Here is a 16258-nt window from a genome sequence, read left to right as displayed (position 1 = left end):
CCGTGTCTCCAGAAGGCTGCCATGTCCCCGACGGTTGTGGGCGTGATCGTACTTGCGCGGATTCTGTTCGTGCTGGGAGGGGCGACTCGAACGCAGGGTAGATCATTCACCGTTTCGGTGACCGTGTGATTACTCTCCGCGCTAGTGTCTCGACGATTCGTCATCCACTAGGGGATAGGCCGATTCGTGACCGACCGTTCGCCCGCGACCCAGGTGATCTTCCTGGGCGGCCTCGGCCGCAGCGGCACGACGCTGCTCGAACGCCTCCTGGGCGAGCAGCCGGGCGTGACACCGCTGGGCGAGGTCGTCCACCTGTGGGAACGCGGCGTCCTCGGCGGCGAACCCTGCGGATGCGGCGAGCCGCTGCCGTCCTGCGCGTTCTGGCGCAAGGTCGGTGAGTGCGCCTTCGGAGGTTGGGCGCCTGACCACGCCCGCCGCGTCCTCGTCCTGCGGCGGCGCGTCGACCGTACCCGCCGTATAGCGCGTATCGGACATCCGGACCTGGGGGAGTACGTCGACGCCTACCGGCGTGTCTACGCGGCCGCCGCCGAGGTGTCCGGCACGGCCACGGTCATCGACTCCAGCAAGCACGCCTCGCTCGCCTGGTGCCTGTCCGCCGGGGGGATCGACGTCCGGGTCATCCACATCGTCCGAGACCCTCGGGCGGTCGCACACTCCTGGCACAGAAGCGTCGAGCGCCCCGAGGACGGGCGGCCCATGACCCGTTGGGGGCCCGTACACACCTCTTTGCAGTGGAACGCCCAGAATCTCGCGCTCGACCTCCTCGCCACACGCGGTGTTCCGGTGGTCAGGGTGCGCTACGAAGACCTGCTAGCCGACCCCGACGCCCTGCTGGCCGGGCTCGCCGTCGAACTCGGGCTGGATCATCGGTTCCCGCATGTACGGGACGGGGTGGCCACGCTCACGGTGGCGCACACGGCCTCGGGCAACCCGATGCGGTTCGCGGTGGGGGCGGTGGAGCTCGCCCGCGACGACGGGTGGCGCGCGGGCCTGCCCCCGCGCCACCGGCACCTGGTGGCCGCGCTGACGCGGCCCCTCATGAGGCGGTACGGCTACGCAGGGGAGACGGCATGAACGATCTCAAGAACCAGGACGGCCCTATAGGCGTCCCGGCCGCCCTGAAGACCTGGCTGGGGCTTCCCGACCTGTTGAGCGCGTTGGCGGCACGTGGGGGCAGGGGAGCGCTGTCCCTGACGCCCTGTGAGAGCGGCAGGGAGGCTGAGGCGTGAACGCGTCTGTCGGTATCGTCATCCCCACCCGAGGAGACCGCCCCGTACAACTCAGGGCGGCCGCGAGGGCGGCGTTCGCCCAGAGGTACCAGGGGCATGTCGAACTGGTCGTCGTGGTCGACGGCGCCGCACCCGAGCCCGTGGCAGAACAGGTCGCCGACGCCATCGCCCCCTGCGGACCCAAAGACCGGCTGCCGAACGCCCGGGTCCTGCCCAATCGCCTGAGCCCCGGCCTGCCGGGCGCCCGCAACACCGGCATCGCCGCCTGCGACACCGAGCTGATCGCGTTCTGTGACGACGACGACGTCTGGCTGCCGGGCAAACTCGCCGCCCAGGTGCGCGCACTTGAGGACGGCGCGGAGTTCGCGTCGTGCGCGATCGAGGTCGAGTACGGTTCCCGTCGCGTCCCCCGCCTTGCCGGCACCGGGCAGGTCACCAAGTCACACCTGGTCCGATCGCGGATGGTGATGGTGCACGCCTCGACGTTCGTGTTCCGGCGCGGCGCCTACTGGGTGGACGAGAGCGCGCCCGGCGGCCAGAACGAAGACTGGGACCTCGCGCTCCGCGCGGCCTCCCGCCGTCCCATCGCGCACGTCGACCAGCCGCTCGTGCGGGTCGGCTGGGGGCGCTCCCACTATGCGACCCGCTGGGCCGACCGCATCGCCGGGCTGGAATGGATGCTCGCCCGGCATCCCGAACTGACCGTGGATTCGCGCGGCGCGGCGCGGATCTACGGTCAGCTCGCCTTCCACAACGCCGCGCTGGGCCGGCGCCGGGAGGCGGGCCGCTGGGCGATGCGTACCTTCGCCGCCCGCCCCGGCGAGCCTCGCGCCCCGATCGCGCTCGCCGTCGCCGCCGGGCTCATCCCCGCCCAGGCGGTGCTGTCACTGCTGCATACAAGGGGGCATGGGATTTGACCGCACGACCTGAGGAACTCTCCCCACGCACCGACACACCCTCCACCAACCTCCCCCGCCCCCGCACCGCCCCACCCCCCGACACGGCCGGTCGCGCGGACGCGAGCCCTTCCGCCGACCCGGCTGTCCCGGGCACGCCGCTTTCCGACGACCTGAGCACAACTGCTCCGGCCGGTCGTGTGGATGTGAGCCCTTCCACCGACCCTGCCACCCAGGGCGCGTCCAGGGCTGAGGGCTTCGGGGTCAGGGCTGGTGGCTCTACGTCCGAGGCTCGGAGCAAGGGCGCCACGGCCGAGGCCGAGGTCTCCACGGCCGCTGAGGTCTCTACGGCCGCTGAGGTCTCTACGGCCAGGGCCGAGGGTCGCCGGGTCGCGGAGGGGCGCAGGGGCGGGGAGGTTCCGAACCAAACGTCGCCCGAGGAGCGCGCGAGGCTTCGCAGGTGGATATGCGAAGGGTCCGGTGGGGGCACGTCGGGTACGGCGCATGGCCGTACCGACCGGCTGACCGCCGGCGGGGAGTTCGCCCGCACCGACGTGAGCCGAGCGGCTGGACGGCCCGCGCGGGTGGTCGTCGGGGGTGTGGCGCTGGATCCTTTCACCGAGGCGCAGGTCGTCGAGCACGTCGCGGCCGAACTCGCGGCCGGGCGCGGCGGGCACATCGTCACCCCGAATGTGGACATCTGTAAGACCCTCCAGAAAGATGCGCGTCTACGGGCCTTGGTCGCTGCCGCCGAGGTGGTGGTGGCAGACGGGATGCCGCTGGTCTGGGCGTCGAAGCTGAACGACACCCCCGTCCCCCAGCGGGTCACCGGCGCCGACCTCATCTGGTCGCTGAGCAAGATGGCCGCCAAGCGGGGGATCTCGGTGTACCTCCTGGGCGGGCCGCCCGGCGTGGCTCGGCAGGCGGCCGACGAACTGGGCAACTGGTATCCGAAGCTGATGGTCGCGGGGTGCGACGCTCCGCCGTACGGGTTCGATGCGACGGAGGAAGGACGGGCCAGGGTACGGCGGCGGCTTGTGGAGACACGGCCCAGGCTGGTGTTCGTGGGCCTGGGATTCCCACGGCAGGACCTGTTCATCGAGGAACTGCGGGCCGAACTGCCGCGCGCGTGGTTCGTGGGGTGTGGATCGGCGATCGCGTTCGCCTCGGGGACGGTCTGCCGCGCGCCCGAGTGGATGCAGCAGGCCGGGCTGGAATGGCTGTTCCGGCTGGTCAGCGAGCCGGGTCGGCTGGCTCGCCGCTACCTTGTCGCCGACCTGCCCTTCGCGCTCGCCCTGCTGGGCCGAGGCGTGCTGCGGAAACTCCACGTCCTGCCCGTTGCCGACGAATCGGACAACCGACGCCCCGGACGGTAACCATCTTCGGGCACCTCGGCGGTGTTGCGAGCCTCCTGGTGTCGGTGATGGTTGGCGCGGTGCAGACCCGGGCCGTCGCCGTCAGCCCGGGGAGTCTGTGTCGCGGCGTCCGGTGATGGGTTGCCCAGGTTGGCCGTGCTCCTGAACGCCTTCGACGAGGGTGTGGATCCGGGCTATCTGGTCGGGGGCGAGGCCGGTGGGGGACTCCAGGGCGCGGCGGGAGTCCATCGGGCGGTAGGCCGTACGGGAGAGTCCCGTCCAGGAGAAGGCACCGCCGCGCGTGGACCCGCTCAGGCAGGCGGCGCGGACGCGGCGTTCGGCGCGGAGGCTCCAGCGCAGGTCGGCGTATGTGTACAACGCGCGGAAGCCGTCGATCGGGTCGGCGGCCAGCGACTCGTAGGTGACCAGGTGGATGCCGGTGGTGTCCAGGAGAACGTCGCGGGTGAAGCGCCACAGGGCGGCCGTCTTGGCGAGGTGGTCGTCGGAGTCGAGTAGCGGGCGGAGTCCGAGCGCCGCAGGGTGGTCGCGGACGAGGAGCGGCTGGGTGAGCAGCTCGCGGAAGTGGACGGTCCAGCCGAGCCGCTGCCAACTCGCCACGAAGGACACGGGGTCGCGGATCAGCGCGATCACCCGGCAGCCGAGGCGGGAGGCGAACCAGCCGGCCGACAGGACGGCGAACGGGTCGTCGAGGAGCGCCCGTCGGCCGGTGAGGCGGCCGTGGGTGAAGGCTGTGCCGTAACGGAGGAGCCGAGCCAGATCGTACGGTGACCGGTTCACCCGGAGTTCGTCGCGGAAGCCGTACCGGAGAGCGATCGTGTTCCGGAAGGCGGGCAGCCAGTTGGCGGAGTTGTCATCGCATATGTACTGAAACCGGTGGGTGACGGATGCCTTCAGCACGCCTGGGCAGCGTCCGGGTGGGTGTTGCGGGTTGAGAGGTTCGTTGACGTAGACGACGTCGCCTCCGGCGGCCAGCATCCTGCCGGTCCAACTGGTACCGCTGCGCGGCAGACCGGTGACGAGCACACTCATGGACTCTCCCAGTGGTGGGCGGGCGTTCACTCATGGCGGTCTTCGCGTCCGTCGGTGGTGGGTGGGTGTTCACCCATGGCGGTCTTCGCGTCCGTGGGACGGGTTGGCCGGCGAGGTCACCGGACCTCCTGGTGGTGCGGGGGTGTCCACCGGCTCGGGCGGAGGGCGGTGAGGCTGTGACGGCCGAAGGGACGCAGGCCGTACCGGTGATGGATCTGCCACAAGGGGAGCAGGTTCTTGACGATCACGCCGCCGGACCAGCCGAGTGCGGCGCCGAGCGCTCCGTGTGTGGGGATGAGGGCGAGGTCGAGCAGCACCGTCACCGCGAGGGCGGCGACGAGGTTGAGCAGGCTCGCCGTGGTGTGCCCGGCCGAGGTGAGGACCACGTCCACCATGCCGCACGCGGTGGCCAGCATCATGGTCGCCGACAGCACCAGCGCGATGGGTACGGCCGAGCCGTACGGGCTGCCGAAGACCGTGAGCAGCCAGGGGGCGACGGCGGCGTACGCCAGCCAGACCGGCCAGGTCATCACGACCAGCCAGATCGTGGTCGCCTGGTACAGCGTCCTGGCCTTGACCAGGTCGCCTTCGGCCATGGCGCGGATGAGGCGCGGTTGGGCGGTTTGGGCGAGTCCCTGGTTGGCAAGCTGCCCGACAACCTTGAAGCGGGTGGCGGCCGTGTACACGGCCGCCTGCGCCAGTCCGCCGAGCGCTCCCACGATCACGATGTCCAGCCGTTGGAACACCGCCTGGATCGCGCCCGCCGCCGACCTCGGTGCCGTGTGACGCCACAGTTCACGCGCCGCTCCGGGCAGCGGCGGTGTCCGTGGCACCCGTCCGCGCAGGCTGAGGGCGCTCAGCACCAGCAGCGGCAGGTACGGCGCCACCCACGCCCCCACCAGCCACCCCGGCGAAGTCACGAACACAGAAGCGGAGACGGGGGCTGGAACAGGGGCGGTCATAGAAGCGGGGGCGGGGGTAAGGACGAGGTGCCAGGCGGGGGTGAAGACGACGGCTGCGACCAGGATCAACTGGCCAACCGGTAGCAGGACGCCGTCCAGGAGGACGGTGGGGCGCATGCCGCCGAGGCCGCGGGTGGCGGCGAGGAGGATGTCGGCGGCGACCATCATCGGCAATGCGAAGGACGCCGCCCCCAACTGCGGATGGAAGACGACACCGGCGATGACGGCCACACACACTCCGGGAACCAACCCCGCCCGGATATATCCGGAAGCTCCCTGATATCCGCACGTTCGAGCCCGCGCGACGAAGTACACCACCCCTCCGCCCGCGTCCAGCTTGGCCACCCCGGCGATCATCAGCGCCAGTGCCGCCGTCGTGAAGAAGGCCCCAGCCGTCTCGACCTCCGCCGCTCGCGTCACCACCACCGCGAGCAGGAACTGCGCCCCAGCTCCCACCCCTGCCCCGGCCACCCCGGCGACCCCACCCCGCGCGACCCCCCGCAGCCCTCGTGGCCCCTGCCCGCGCAGCCCCCGTAGCTCCGGCGGTTCCCGTGACTCTTGCGGCCCTCGTGGTCTCTGTGGTTCCCGTAGCCTCTGAGGCGGCTCGTCCTCGTCGGAGGTCACCGGCGCCACGACGGATCCGCTCCCAGCCACGGCACCAGCTGCTGGTCGTAGACCTCGAAGTGATCACTGAGCGCCGCTCGCAGCGACAACGGCACGGGTTTGGGCAGAGGCCGTCCGTTGTGCCGTTCGAACACCGGGTATCCGTAGTGCGGCACCCCCAGGAACTCCAGCACCCGGTCGTACACCCGCTCCGGCTCGGCGAAGAACCGATGGCTGTCCAGCACCAGGATCCGCTCGCGCCCGAACAGCGCCTCCAACCGGTCCAGTTGCTCGGCGTACCGTCCGCGAGCCAGGTAGGCGTGATGGCGATGGGAGTGGTGGACGGCCTCCGGATGGGTGCGCAGCGCGTCCTCGGCCCCGGCCAGCCGCCGTCCTTCGAGCTCGACGGCGTACTCGAAGTTGGACTCGGTCTCGAACCCACGCGCCAGTTCGTGCGCGTGTGCCGAGCAGGCCCGCTCGACCGGATCGCGGACCAGCGCGATCAGTTTGACCCCGGGCAGGTCGGCGGCGATGCGCTCGGCGGCGAGCGGGTGGAACAGGTAGTACGGCGACGACTCGAAGGCGAGCGACCGTCCCTGGTGCTTGCGGGTGAGCAGCGCCGCGCCGACCCGCGTCGGGAAGTGCCCCTGGTACCAGCGCATCCCCCGGTAGTAGCCGACGTCGAAGTAGTGGACGCCCTTGTGCAGCACCGGCTTGAGCAGCAGGGGATGCTGGGAGAGCGCCCGGTAGAGCGAGGTGGTGCCGCAGCGCTGGGCGCCGACGATGAGGAAGCCGGGCAGCATGCGCCCGCCCGAGGTGAACCGGCCGGTGGTGCGCGAGACGGCGAGCACCGACTGCTTCATGGTGTTCACGTCAGCAGCTCCTGCGAGTCGACGAGCGGGCTGAGCCAGATGTCCGCGGGGCCGAGCGGCTCGTGTCCGTCGGCGGCGTGCCGGTCGGCCAGCGCGATCAGGTAGCGGAGCACGGTCTGCCGCGCCTGCGCGGCCGACAGGCCGTACGGGGCCAGCACGGGTACGGCCTGCGCCAGGCAGGCCGAGGCGGCGGTGCGCGGCGGCATGCGGCGCAGCGCCCGCTGGAAGAAGTGGTGGACGGCGTCGAACCCGAGCGGCACACCGACCTCGTACCGCTCCCAGTCCCACACGAGCAGCCGCCCGTCGGCGGAGGCGGAGACGTTCCACGGGGACAGGTCGCCGTGCCAGGCGCTCTCCGGCCCGCCGGTGGCGGCGATCTCCTTGACGGCCTCGGTCAGTAGCGGGGTGGGGACCCGGCCGCGCCGTACGGCCTCGGTCAGTAGTGTGGCGGGCATCCGGCCGCGCCGTACCGGGAGTGGGGCGGTGACCAGGACGGACAGGTCGCGCCAGCTCGCGTGGTGCAGCACCGACGGCGGGACGACGGTCTTCAGCGGCAGGTCGGCGAGTTTGGCGAGGGTGCGCGCCTCGGCGTTGACCAGTTCGCGCGAGCGCGGCGTGTCACCGATCTTGACGAAGGCGAGCAGGCCGGAGCCGGTGTGCGCCTCCAGCACGGGCTTGCGGTTGGCCCGCCGGGCGGGCCGGATGTGCAGCACGGTCGTGACCGGCTGCCCGAAGACCTCGCTCAGGTATGCCGAGATCGACCCGGCGCCCTGGACCGTCACCCGCCGTCCGAACAGCGCGTGCCACCAGCGGCGCGGCGCGAGGCGCCGGGGCAGGAGGGTGTGCGGCAGCACACTGTACGGCTGGGGCGACCCGCACCCCGGGTACAGCAGGCCGACGGTGTCGTCCAGGTAGCGCAGCCGGAGCTTGGCATCGTTCATGACTGGTTCCTCCACAGGAGGGCGAAGGAGATGAGATAGAGGCTGAGCGGTGTGACCAGGCCGTCGTAGACGAACATGTAGAGCAGCACGAGCAGCATCACGAGGACTCCGGCCAGCCCGATCGGGCTGCGGTCGCGCCAGTGGCGGCGTACGGCCCCGGCGAAGAAGGCCACGTAGAGCACGGCGCCGGGCAGCCCCTGGGTGATGAGGAGCAGCCAGAGCTGGCCGTCGCTGCCGAGCGGAGGGTGCCCGCACTCGGTGCACCAGTCGGTCTTGCCCGTCGTGATCGTCCGGTGGTTGCCGGTCTGGTTGCGGGTGTTGCCGAATCCGATCACGGGCGAGTGGCGGGCGGCCTTGATGGTGTGGGAGACGGTGAAGGCTCTGATGTCGTTGGAGTGCGGTTTGTCCAGGCGCTGGGTGACCAGGTGGGCGAGCGGGCTGAGCACGAAGACGAGCGCGGTCAGCGCGGCGGCGCCGCAGACGGCAAGGCGGGTGCGTCCGGCGACCCTGACGACGAGGTAGAGGGCGGCCAGGCCGAGGCCGATCCACAGGCCGCGGTTGAGGGAGTAGACGATGGGGATGGCGGCCAGCGCGGTCAGGACGACGGCGACGGCTTTGCGGTGGCGGCCGCCGTACACCCACCAGCCGACCACGAACCAGATGAGCAGGACCGACACGTTGCTGCCCCAGGCGTTCGCCCACTCGAAGGGGGCTTCGGGGCGGGGCGAGGCGTAGCCGAGCACCTTCTGGGTCTGGGCGGCGGTCGGGTGGATGAGGTTCTGGACGAAGGGGTTCTGGGCGATCCAGCCGGGCAGGACGCGCTCGACGGGCGAGGTGTAGGCGAACGACGGGAAGAACACGCCGAGCAGGCCGCCCGCGACGGTGGTGATGAACAGCACGCCGAGCATGCGCACCAGGCGCAGTTGCGGTAGTTCTCGCTTGGTGAGGTTGCCCAGGTAGAGGACCATGGTGAGCAGGGAGACGTACAGCGCGAGGCGCATGCCGTAGCCGATCAGCCGGCCGGTGCCGAAGCCGCCGTAGGTGCCCGGCGGCATCTCACCGAGGGCGAGGGCGCTGATGAGGTAGCCCGCGAGCAGCAGGGCCCAGAGCCCGAGTCCTCTGGGCAGCCGGATCGGCCGTCTGCGCCACAGGATGACGCCCATGGGGACGGCCAGGATGATCACCGACAGCCCGCCGAAGCCCAGCGCCCACCACACCGGGTAGCCGACCAGCAGCGCGGCGATCGGCCACGCCGGGCCTCTCACTTGGGCTTGCCCGGCGGGTCGGAGATCGCGGGGAAGGGGCTGGTCTCGGCGCCGGCGTCGGCAGAGGACACCACGAGCTTGTCGAACCTCGGCGTGTGGCGCGGCAGCGCCCGTGAGCGTTCGAACTCATGCGGCGGGCGCAGCGCGCCGGTGACCGTCACGACGCCGATGACGGGCACGTCGTGCCTGCGCAGATGGCGGGCGGTCGTGGCGACGTCGCTCGCGTGGGTGCGGCCGAGGCTGATCATCAGCAGCGCCGCGTCGGCGCGGGCGAGGTCGCCGATGTCGGAGCCGGACAGGACGGAGATCGGTGCGCTGGCCGCCAGCGGCAGGGCGAGCGCGGTGGTGCCGACGTCGGCGGGCAGGGCCCTGACCAGCAGGCTCCGGCCGGGGCAGGCGGCGACGACGCAGGAGGCGAGTTCGTGCAGCGTGGAGCGGTCGAGGCGGCCGGCGAGGTCGGCGAGCACGCCGAGCCCGGTGAGCCGTTCGACGTCGGCGGCGCTGCGCAGCCGGGTGTCGAGCCGGTCGCGGGTGTAGGCGGCGGCGGATCCGGTCAGCAGCCCGAGCATGAGCCCGGCGCCCGCGTGCAGCGGCAGGCTCGGCGAGCTGGGGTCCGTGGGAGGTACGGCGGGGCTGATCACCGAGCCCGGGGTGATGGTGAACGTCTTCAGCGCGTCGTACTTCATGGTCAGGCTGTATGCCTGCCGGTTGAGCACGGCCTGCCGGTGGGAGGCGAGGGTGTGCTCGGCCGAGCGCCGGTCGAGGAAGATGAGCTGCTGGGCGACCTCGCCGAGCTCGGTGTTGACCTGGTCGAGCTTGCCCTGCAGCGCCTTCTGCTGGGTGGCGAGCGCGCTCTGCGCGCTCTCGCCCCGGTTGGCGAGGTAGGCCAGCGCGTACGCCTGGGCGTGTGTGCTCGCGGTCGTGGGGTCGGCGGCGGTGACCGAGATCCACAGCACCGACGAGTTGGGCGGTACGGTCACCTCCGCCGGTTCCGTCTCGGGCACGCGCAGCGACCTGGCCGCCTTGCGGGCCACGATCCTGGACTGGGCGATCTGCGCCTCGGTGTCGAGGTTGAGCGACTCGCGCTGCCGGTTGGTGACCTGGTTGTTCTGCTCCTGCACGCCGACGGGTGCGACGAGCACCTCGGTGGTGGCGGTGTAGGCGGGCGGCGTGTGCTTCCACAGGCCGAGGCCCGTGATCAGCCCGGTCAGCGTCAGGCCGAAGAAGAGCAGCCTTCTCCTGCGGAGCAGCGAAAGGTGCTCCGCCAGGTCCGTGCCGGGAGGCTGGCTCAACTCGTTTACCCCGTGTTCCTGTACGACGACTCTGCGTCACTATAGGGCGGCCTGAGTTTGCCCCGAATGAATATGGAAGATTTTCCGGCCTATGCGCAGCCAGCCCGTCATGAAAGTCCACGAAATATAACGAAATTTCGGTCGCAATCGGGCGGTGAGCTGGGGCTTCGGTTGGTGAAACCGTCCGGCGGGCGTGGCAAGGTTGCTGCATTGTTTACGGGGGAGAGGGTAGTGAGCAACCTGGCTATATTCCGAAAAGTCCTGTTTATTGGGGCGGCCGTCACCGTCGTGGGCTGCAGCGGCGCCCAAGGCGCCGGAGTCCCGCACCAGGATGACACCCGCCAGGTCGACGGCCGCCTCGGCATCGGCAGCTCGCCCGCCTGCACGGTCACCGCGAGGCTCATCCCCTCCTGCGGCGCCTGGTGGGGCACCGCCCCCGAGATCTTCACCGGCCTGCCCGTCGACCGCGCCGTGAGACGCGCCGAGCAGCGCATGGGCGCGGTCTCCGACCTCGTCCACGTCTACCACCGGGAGAGCGAGCTGTTCCCGACCCCGGCGGAGGTCGGGATCGCCCGCGACCGCGCCCGGCCGCGCCTGCTGCTGATCAACTGGAAGCCGTCCTTCGACCACTCCTGGGCCCAGATCGCCGACGGCGCCCTCGACGCCCGCATCGACCGGCTGGCCGCCCACATCAGGCGGACCTTCCCCGAGCGCTTCTTCCTCACCGTCCACCACGAGCCGGAGAACGACGTCGACCCGTCACCGGGCTCCGGCATGCAGGCGGGCGACTACGCCGCCATGTACCGCCACGTGGTGCTGCGGCTGCGCGAGAAGGGCGTCAAGAACGCCATCACCGTGATGACCTACATGGGCGCGCCCAACTGGGCGGCCAGGACCTGGTTCCCCGAGCTCTATCCGGGCGACGACGTGGTCGACTGGGTCGCGATGGACCCGTACGCGGACGACCGGGTGCGCGACTTCGAGAGCCTGGTCAACAAGAAGCGCAGTGAGTACCCCGACTGGCCCGGCTTCTACCGGTGGATGCAGTGGCGCTTCCCCGGAAAGCCGATCATGGTCGCCGAGTGGGGGGTGTTCGAGCGTTCCTACGACCCCGGGTTCAAGCAGCGCTTCTACGCCTCGGTGCGGGCCCGGATCAAGCACTACCCGCAGATCAAGGCCCTGGTGTACTTCGACTCGCCGAGCGCGCCCAGAGGCGACACCCGCTTCGACACCAACCCCGAGGCCGCCCGCGCCTTCACCAGACTGGCCCGCGACCCCTACTTCCGCTCGACGGCGGTGCCGCGCCCCTAACGGATCCAGCGGCCCGCGCGCAGCGCGTCGTGCACGCGGGCCACCGCGGACTCCACCGCCACGTGCGTGGTGTCGATCACCAGGTCGGCGTCGTCCGGATCCTCGTAGGGGTCGGTGACGCCGGTGAACGCCGGGATCAGGCCCGCGCGCGCCTTGGCGTACAGGCCCTTGCGGTCGCGCCGCTCACACTCCGCGAGCGGCGTCGCCACGTGCACCAGCAGGAAGTCGGCGCCGACCCCCTCGACCATCGCGCGCACCTCGGCGCGGGTGTGCTCGTACGGCGCGATCGGCGCGCAGATCGCCAGCCCGCCGTGCCGCGCCGCCTCCGCCGCCACGAACCCGATGCGGCGGATGTTGAGGTCGCGGTCCTCCTTGGAGAACGTCAGCCCCTTGGACAGCAACTGCCGCACCATGTCGCCGTCGAGGTAGGTGATCGTGCGCCCGCCGTCCTCCAGCAGCGCGTCGCGCAGCCCTCTGGCGATCGTCGACTTGCCGGAACCGGACAATCCCGTGAAGAACACCACGAGCCCGCGCCGGTGCGGCGGGCCGGGGATGCGCACCGGCTCCGGCCCGGCCAGGTGCTCGGTGGCGCCGTAGGCGGCGGCCACGTGCTCGCGCAGCTCCAGGTCGATCTCGATCTCCTCGCGCGGCGCCAGCGGCACCGGCACCACCAGGGTGTCGTCGGGCAGCTTCGCCTTCGCCTTCAGCGCGGCCCTGACGACGGCGGGGCCGGCTTCGCCGTACGAGAGGGGGAGCAGCAGCACGCGCGCGTCGAGCTCCTTGGCCGTGGCGACGACCTCGGCGAGGTCGTCGAGAGGACCGCGCATGGTGACCGCCAGCGTCTCGCGCCCGCCCAGCTCGGCGCGGACCTCGGCAGGGGTACGGCGCAGCCGCGCGAACGGCCCGTGCTCCGGCGCGTTGAGCGCCCGCAGCGGCCCGTCGGCACCCTGCTCGGACACGGTGAGGACGGCCAGCGGCAGCCCCTCCGGGTCGAGCAGCGTCACCTCCGTGCCGGCGGCGAGCCCTTCTGGCAGGTCGAGGGCGACCGCCGCGGGCCACGGGGTACCGTCGGCGAGAGTGCCGCGCTCGTGCACCGCGTGGAGGTCGTCGTGGCCGAGGAACCCGGTCAGCGGCGCGAAGGCGCCGGACAGCAGTAGTTCGAGGTCGGCCAGCTCACGCGCGTCTGGGGTGAACTCCATAGGAACGAGACTTTAGCGCGGGGCAGGCATAGCGGGTCGGGGGCCGTGGCGTCTCAAGGGCGACCCTTGGAGGTGAAAGTGGACGAGTCGGCCTTCCGCGACTTCGTCGCCGCGCGCTCGCCCGCGCTGATGCGGCTGGGCTTCCTGCTCACGGGCGGCGACCAGCACGCGGCCGAGGACCTCGTGCAGACGGCGCTGGCCAAGCTCGCCGCGAAATGGCGGCGGGTGGAGGCGCCGGAGGCGTACGTGCGCCAGGTGATGTACCGCCAGCAGGTGAGCTGGTGGCGCGCGGCCGGACGGCGGCCGGAGGTGGTGCGCGCCGAACTGCCCGACCTGCCGGACAACGACGCGCACGGCCGCAGCGAGTTGCGCATGGTCCTGCGCGGCGCGCTCGCCAGGCTCACGCCGCGCCAGCGCGCGGTCGTGATCCTGCGCTACTACGAGGATCTGCCCGAACGGGACGTCGCCCAGGTGCTGGGCTGCTCCGTCGGGACCGTACGGAGCACCGCGCACCGCTCGCTGGCCAGGCTGCGAGAGGTCGCGCCGGAACTGGAGGTGGTGAGATGACCGAGCAGTTGAAGCAGGAGCTCAAGGACTGGGCGGACGAGGCCAGGGTGCCGCAGGACCTGGCCGAGCGGGCCCTGCGCAGGCGCGCCCGCAGGCCGTTGCTGTTCCTGGTGCCCGCGGCGGCGGTCAGCGCGCTGGTCGTCACGGTGGGGATGCTGGTCGGGCTGCCGGACCGGACCAGTACGGTACGGCCCGCGTCGGTGGTGACGCTGCCCGCGCGGCCGTCGCCCGCGCCGACGGACGTGCGGGCCGACGTGGACAACATGCCGCCGAAGAAGCTGATCGCGGCGGGGAACTACGCGGTCTCGGCGTACTGGCAGTCGAAGAAGGAGAAGGGCGCGGACGGCATCGCCACGCGGCGTCAGGTGTGGTCGCTGTACAACCCGCGCACGGAGGAGTACGAGACGACCCCGTACGCCTGGGTGGACGTGGCGCCGGGCCTGCGGACGGCGGCCTTCGTCGAGGGCGACCTGCTGGGCCGGACGGTCGGCATCCTCGACATGGGGACGGGGGAGGTCATCGCCAGGATCCCCCTGGAGCACGACGTCCTGTCCGTCGACTGGTCGCCGGACGGCACCAGGCTGCTGGCCACCGCGTACTCGGCCTATCCGTACCGGACCAAGCCCATGGGGGAGAACTCCTACCAGCAGCAGCCCTCCAGCGTCACCGGTTACTACGTCATCGACGTGCCGAACGCGAAGGCCGTGTTCCACCCGCCGCTGCCGGAGAAGCCGGACGAGGTGTCCTCCCCTCAGCCGCCTCTCACCTGGAGTCTCGACGGCTCCCTGATCAGGCAGCATGTCCCCAGCCCTGAGCCCGAGCGGTTCTTCACCCCCGAGGGCGAGGCGCGGCCCAAGCCGGCCGACCGGATCTCAGAGGCCGGTGTGTCGGCGGTGTCACCGGACGGGAAGCTGCTGCTGGGCGGCGCGGGGCTGCCCACGAAGATCACCGAACTGGAGGGCGGCAAGGTCGTCGGCAACCAGAAGGTGCTGCAACTGCACGCCTGGGCCGACGACGAGACCGTCCTCGCGCTCAAGTGCGCCCGGGAGTGCGACGACGAGTTCGACTCGGCGCTCTCCCTGATCAAGGTGGACGGCACCGAGGTCCAGCAGCTGAGCGGATTCCAGCGGACCGTCGAGGACGGCGCCTGGGACTGGGTGCTGACGCCTAGATGAGCCGGGCGAAGTGGTTCTGCGGTCTCCTGATGACCATGGTGACCTCGTCGTGACTGGACGGGAGCCTGCCGCGCGACAGTCTGGACACCAGCGCGACGGCCAGGCTCCCGATCCGGCCCATCGCCGGGCCGGTCGTCGCCCCTTCGTCGTCCGACATCATCAGCCCGCGCGTGAGGCAGAACGCGTGCATGCCGTCGCGTGAGGTCAGCGGCTCGTAGACGGCGGGCAGCGGCCCGGGAGTGCCGTCGGCGACCAGCCGCCGCCACAGCGCCCCGCGCAGCCAGGCGGGCAGCACGCGGTCGCAGAAGCCGTAGGCCGCGCCCCGGTCGCGCATGCGCACCAGGAGCAGCCCGCCGGGCCGCAGCGCCTGCAGCAGCCGGTCGAGCACCAGCTCGGCGTGCTGGATGCGCTCCAGCAGGAACGTCACCTGGATCACGTCGAACGAACGCGGCGCCAGCGGCACGGAGCGCATGTCGCCGAGCGCCCACGAGTCGAGGTCGTCGCGGGACTCGACCCGCGCGCGGATGGCGGGGCGATCCTCGTCGACGCCGGTGACCCGGGTCTCGATCCGCTCCAGCGTGAGCGGCACGTCGTGGGCACAGCCCGCGAGGAGGATGTCGAGCCGCCGCCCCAACTGCTCGGTCCACTGCTCGCGGATGCGCTGACCAAACAGGTCGCCCCGCTGGGCGACCGCCCGAACCTCTGACATGTCACCAACAGTAGTCAATCACTCCCTGTATGTAGCGCATTTCCCGGCCTCCTCAGCCGACGGGATTGCGTGGAGGCGGCAGAAGGGCCTCGGCGCCGACGGGCGTGAACCCCGCCGCGATGAAGGCGCGCACGCTCGCGGCGTTGCCCGGCGCGACCTGCGCCCACAGCGGATGGTCCACCAGATGCCGGGCGGACAGGACGAGCGCCCGGCCGAGCCCCTTCCCACGCTGGTCGGGGGCGATCTCGACGGCGACCTCCCACCGCCCGGCGACGCCGCGCCCGACGACGACCAGGCCGCCCTCGCAGCCCCACGCCCGGACGCCTTCGCGGTGCCGGTGCGCCCGCGACACCCTCGGGTGCGTACGCCCCGTGAACGCCACCAGATCGACGGGCGGCGGCCCCGGCAGCGGCGGGGCGAGCAGCAGCATGTCCACGTTGTCGACGCGCCGCCCCGTCTTGCGCTCCAGCGCCCGCAGGAACGGCGGGTTCAGCGGCGCGGACAGGTCTCCGTCCGGCAGATGGGCCCGCAGCCACACCGGGTCGAGGTCGGCGAAGACCAGGCTGTGGGCGGTGAAGGCGATGACGCCGAGATCTCGGGCACAGGGCTGGGGGAGCAGCGTCACGGACTCGTCGGCGGCGGGGAAACGACCGGCGGCGGCGTCCGTGAGCAGATTCGCCAGGATCGACACCCCGTCATTCCATCAGACCCTCAGGGCGGAGGCGAGAGCACGCCCGAGGGCGTTGCGACCGGCGACGGGCAAGTAGGCTGGGGGACTGAGACCCCCGCGACCACCTTCGGCCGGGGGTAA

General features: G+C 71.4%; 16 protein-coding genes. 7 read left to right on the top strand and 9 right to left on the bottom strand.

Annotated features, from left to right (window positions below; genetic code table 11):
• The first annotated feature begins 186 nt into the window (after nucleotides 1-186).
• From ABD120_RS25675 to ABD120_RS25660, 4 genes are all read left to right on the top strand, one after another.
• Nucleotides 187-1095: a sulfotransferase gene (locus ABD120_RS25675; RefSeq protein ID WP_343952619.1), complete on the top strand. Its 909-nt coding sequence runs from the start codon at nucleotides 187-189 to the stop codon at nucleotides 1093-1095.
• Nucleotides 1092-1250 (top strand): hypothetical protein, encoded by a 159-nt coding sequence (locus tag ABD120_RS25670; RefSeq protein ID WP_343952618.1) that lies wholly within the window; start codon nucleotides 1092-1094, stop codon nucleotides 1248-1250. Before ABD120_RS25675 ends, ABD120_RS25670 begins: the two co-directional genes overlap by 4 nt.
• Complete coding sequence (locus ABD120_RS25665) at nucleotides 1247-2167, top strand: glycosyltransferase family 2 protein (protein WP_343952617.1); 921 nt, start codon at nucleotides 1247-1249, stop codon at nucleotides 2165-2167. The genes ABD120_RS25670 and ABD120_RS25665 overlap by 4 nt, the downstream gene beginning before the upstream one ends.
• A gap of 578 nt (nucleotides 2168-2745) precedes the next feature.
• A complete protein-coding gene (locus ABD120_RS25660) occupies nucleotides 2746-3522 on the top strand; it encodes a WecB/TagA/CpsF family glycosyltransferase (protein ID WP_343952616.1) in 777 nt (258 codons plus the stop codon).
• An 81-nt stretch (nucleotides 3523-3603) separates the two neighbouring features.
• Here ABD120_RS25660 and ABD120_RS25655 read toward each other — a convergent pair whose 3' ends face one another.
• The 6 genes from ABD120_RS25655 to ABD120_RS25630 all read right to left on the bottom strand — a co-directional run bounded on the left by ABD120_RS25655 (nucleotide 3604) and on the right by ABD120_RS25630 (nucleotide 10486).
• Complete coding sequence (locus ABD120_RS25655; protein WP_343952615.1) at nucleotides 3604-4551, bottom strand: sulfotransferase; 948 nt, start codon at nucleotides 4549-4551, stop codon at nucleotides 3604-3606.
• 116 nt (nucleotides 4552-4667) lie between these two features.
• The gene (locus ABD120_RS25650) at nucleotides 4668-5984 is read right to left on the bottom strand and encodes a lipopolysaccharide biosynthesis protein (protein WP_343952614.1); all 1317 of its coding nucleotides are present in this window, start codon (nucleotides 5982-5984) and stop codon (nucleotides 4668-4670) included.
• A gap of 149 nt (nucleotides 5985-6133) precedes the next feature.
• Nucleotides 6134-6979 carry a sulfotransferase family protein gene (locus ABD120_RS25645; RefSeq protein ID WP_343952715.1) on the bottom strand — a complete coding sequence of 282 codons (846 nt, stop codon included), beginning with the start codon at nucleotides 6977-6979 and terminating at the stop codon, nucleotides 6134-6136.
• Between the two features lie 5 nt (nucleotides 6980-6984).
• A complete protein-coding gene (locus ABD120_RS25640) occupies nucleotides 6985-7929 on the bottom strand; it encodes a hypothetical protein (protein WP_343952613.1) in 945 nt (314 codons plus the stop codon).
• The gene (locus ABD120_RS25635) at nucleotides 7926-9194 is read right to left on the bottom strand and encodes a hypothetical protein (RefSeq protein ID WP_343952612.1); all 1269 of its coding nucleotides are present in this window, start codon (nucleotides 9192-9194) and stop codon (nucleotides 7926-7928) included. The genes ABD120_RS25640 and ABD120_RS25635 overlap by 4 nt, the downstream gene beginning before the upstream one ends.
• Nucleotides 9191-10486: a YveK family protein gene (locus ABD120_RS25630; RefSeq protein ID WP_343952610.1), complete on the bottom strand. Its 1296-nt coding sequence runs from the start codon at nucleotides 10484-10486 to the stop codon at nucleotides 9191-9193. The genes ABD120_RS25635 and ABD120_RS25630 overlap by 4 nt, the downstream gene beginning before the upstream one ends.
• Nucleotides 10487-10774: 288 nt before the next feature.
• Here ABD120_RS25630 and ABD120_RS25625 point away from each other — a divergent pair, with 288 nt between their 5' ends.
• A complete protein-coding gene (locus ABD120_RS25625) occupies nucleotides 10775-11797 on the top strand; it encodes a glycoside hydrolase family 26 protein (RefSeq protein WP_343952609.1) in 1023 nt (340 codons plus the stop codon).
• On the opposite strand, the gene cysC is transcribed toward ABD120_RS25625, so the two are convergent.
• Nucleotides 11794-12996, bottom strand: coding sequence for an adenylyl-sulfate kinase (gene cysC / locus ABD120_RS25620; protein ID WP_343952608.1), 1203 nt, complete (start codon nucleotides 12994-12996; stop codon nucleotides 11794-11796). The two genes, ABD120_RS25625 and cysC, sit on opposite strands and share 4 nt — an antisense overlap.
• 72 nt (nucleotides 12997-13068) lie before the next feature.
• On the opposite strand from cysC, the gene ABD120_RS25615 reads away from it, so the two are divergent.
• Both ABD120_RS25615 and ABD120_RS25610 read left to right on the top strand, forming a co-directional pair.
• A complete protein-coding gene (locus ABD120_RS25615; protein ID WP_343952714.1) occupies nucleotides 13069-13563 on the top strand; it encodes a SigE family RNA polymerase sigma factor in 495 nt (164 codons plus the stop codon).
• Nucleotides 13560-14738, top strand: coding sequence for a hypothetical protein (locus tag ABD120_RS25610; protein ID WP_343952607.1), 1179 nt, complete (start codon nucleotides 13560-13562; stop codon nucleotides 14736-14738). The genes ABD120_RS25615 and ABD120_RS25610 overlap by 4 nt, the downstream gene beginning before the upstream one ends.
• Here ABD120_RS25610 and ABD120_RS25605 read toward each other — a convergent pair.
• Both ABD120_RS25605 and ABD120_RS25600 read right to left on the bottom strand, forming a co-directional pair.
• Complete coding sequence (locus tag ABD120_RS25605) at nucleotides 14731-15447, bottom strand: class I SAM-dependent methyltransferase (RefSeq protein WP_343952606.1); 717 nt, start codon at nucleotides 15445-15447, stop codon at nucleotides 14731-14733. The genes ABD120_RS25610 and ABD120_RS25605 overlap by 8 nt on opposite strands.
• 52 nt (nucleotides 15448-15499) lie before the next feature.
• Nucleotides 15500-16138 (bottom strand): GNAT family N-acetyltransferase, encoded by a 639-nt coding sequence (locus ABD120_RS25600; RefSeq protein ID WP_343952605.1) that lies wholly within the window; start codon nucleotides 16136-16138, stop codon nucleotides 15500-15502.
• Nucleotides 16139-16258 lie beyond the last annotated feature (120 nt).

This window comes from Nonomuraea longicatena, from assembly GCF_039525605.1.
Classification (GTDB): domain Bacteria; phylum Actinomycetota; class Actinomycetes; order Streptosporangiales; family Streptosporangiaceae; genus Nonomuraea; species Nonomuraea longicatena.
This window is presented reverse-complemented; position numbering and strand designations above follow the sequence as displayed.

What these genes read in the sequence shown, in the direction of transcription:
- ABD120_RS25670 (WP_343952618.1), top strand. Translation starts at nt 1,092, where the DNA reads ATGAACGATCTCAAGAACCAGGACGGCCCTATAGGCGTCCCGGCCGCC.
- ABD120_RS25655 (WP_343952615.1), bottom strand. Translation starts at nt 4,551, where the DNA reads ATGAGTGTGCTCGTCACCGGTCTGCCGCGCAGCGGTACCAGTTGGACC.
- ABD120_RS25645 (WP_343952715.1), bottom strand. Translation starts at nt 6,979, where the DNA reads ATGAAGCAGTCGGTGCTCGCCGTCTCGCGCACCACCGGCCGGTTCACC.
- ABD120_RS25640 (WP_343952613.1), bottom strand. Translation starts at nt 7,929, where the DNA reads ATGAACGATGCCAAGCTCCGGCTGCGCTACCTGGACGACACCGTCGGC.
- cysC (WP_343952608.1), bottom strand. Translation starts at nt 12,996, where the DNA reads ATGGAGTTCACCCCAGACGCGCGTGAGCTGGCCGACCTCGAACTACTG.
- ABD120_RS25610 (WP_343952607.1), top strand. Translation starts at nt 13,560, where the DNA reads ATGACCGAGCAGTTGAAGCAGGAGCTCAAGGACTGGGCGGACGAGGCC.
- ABD120_RS25605 (WP_343952606.1), bottom strand. Translation starts at nt 15,447, where the DNA reads ATGTCAGAGGTTCGGGCGGTCGCCCAGCGGGGCGACCTGTTTGGTCAG.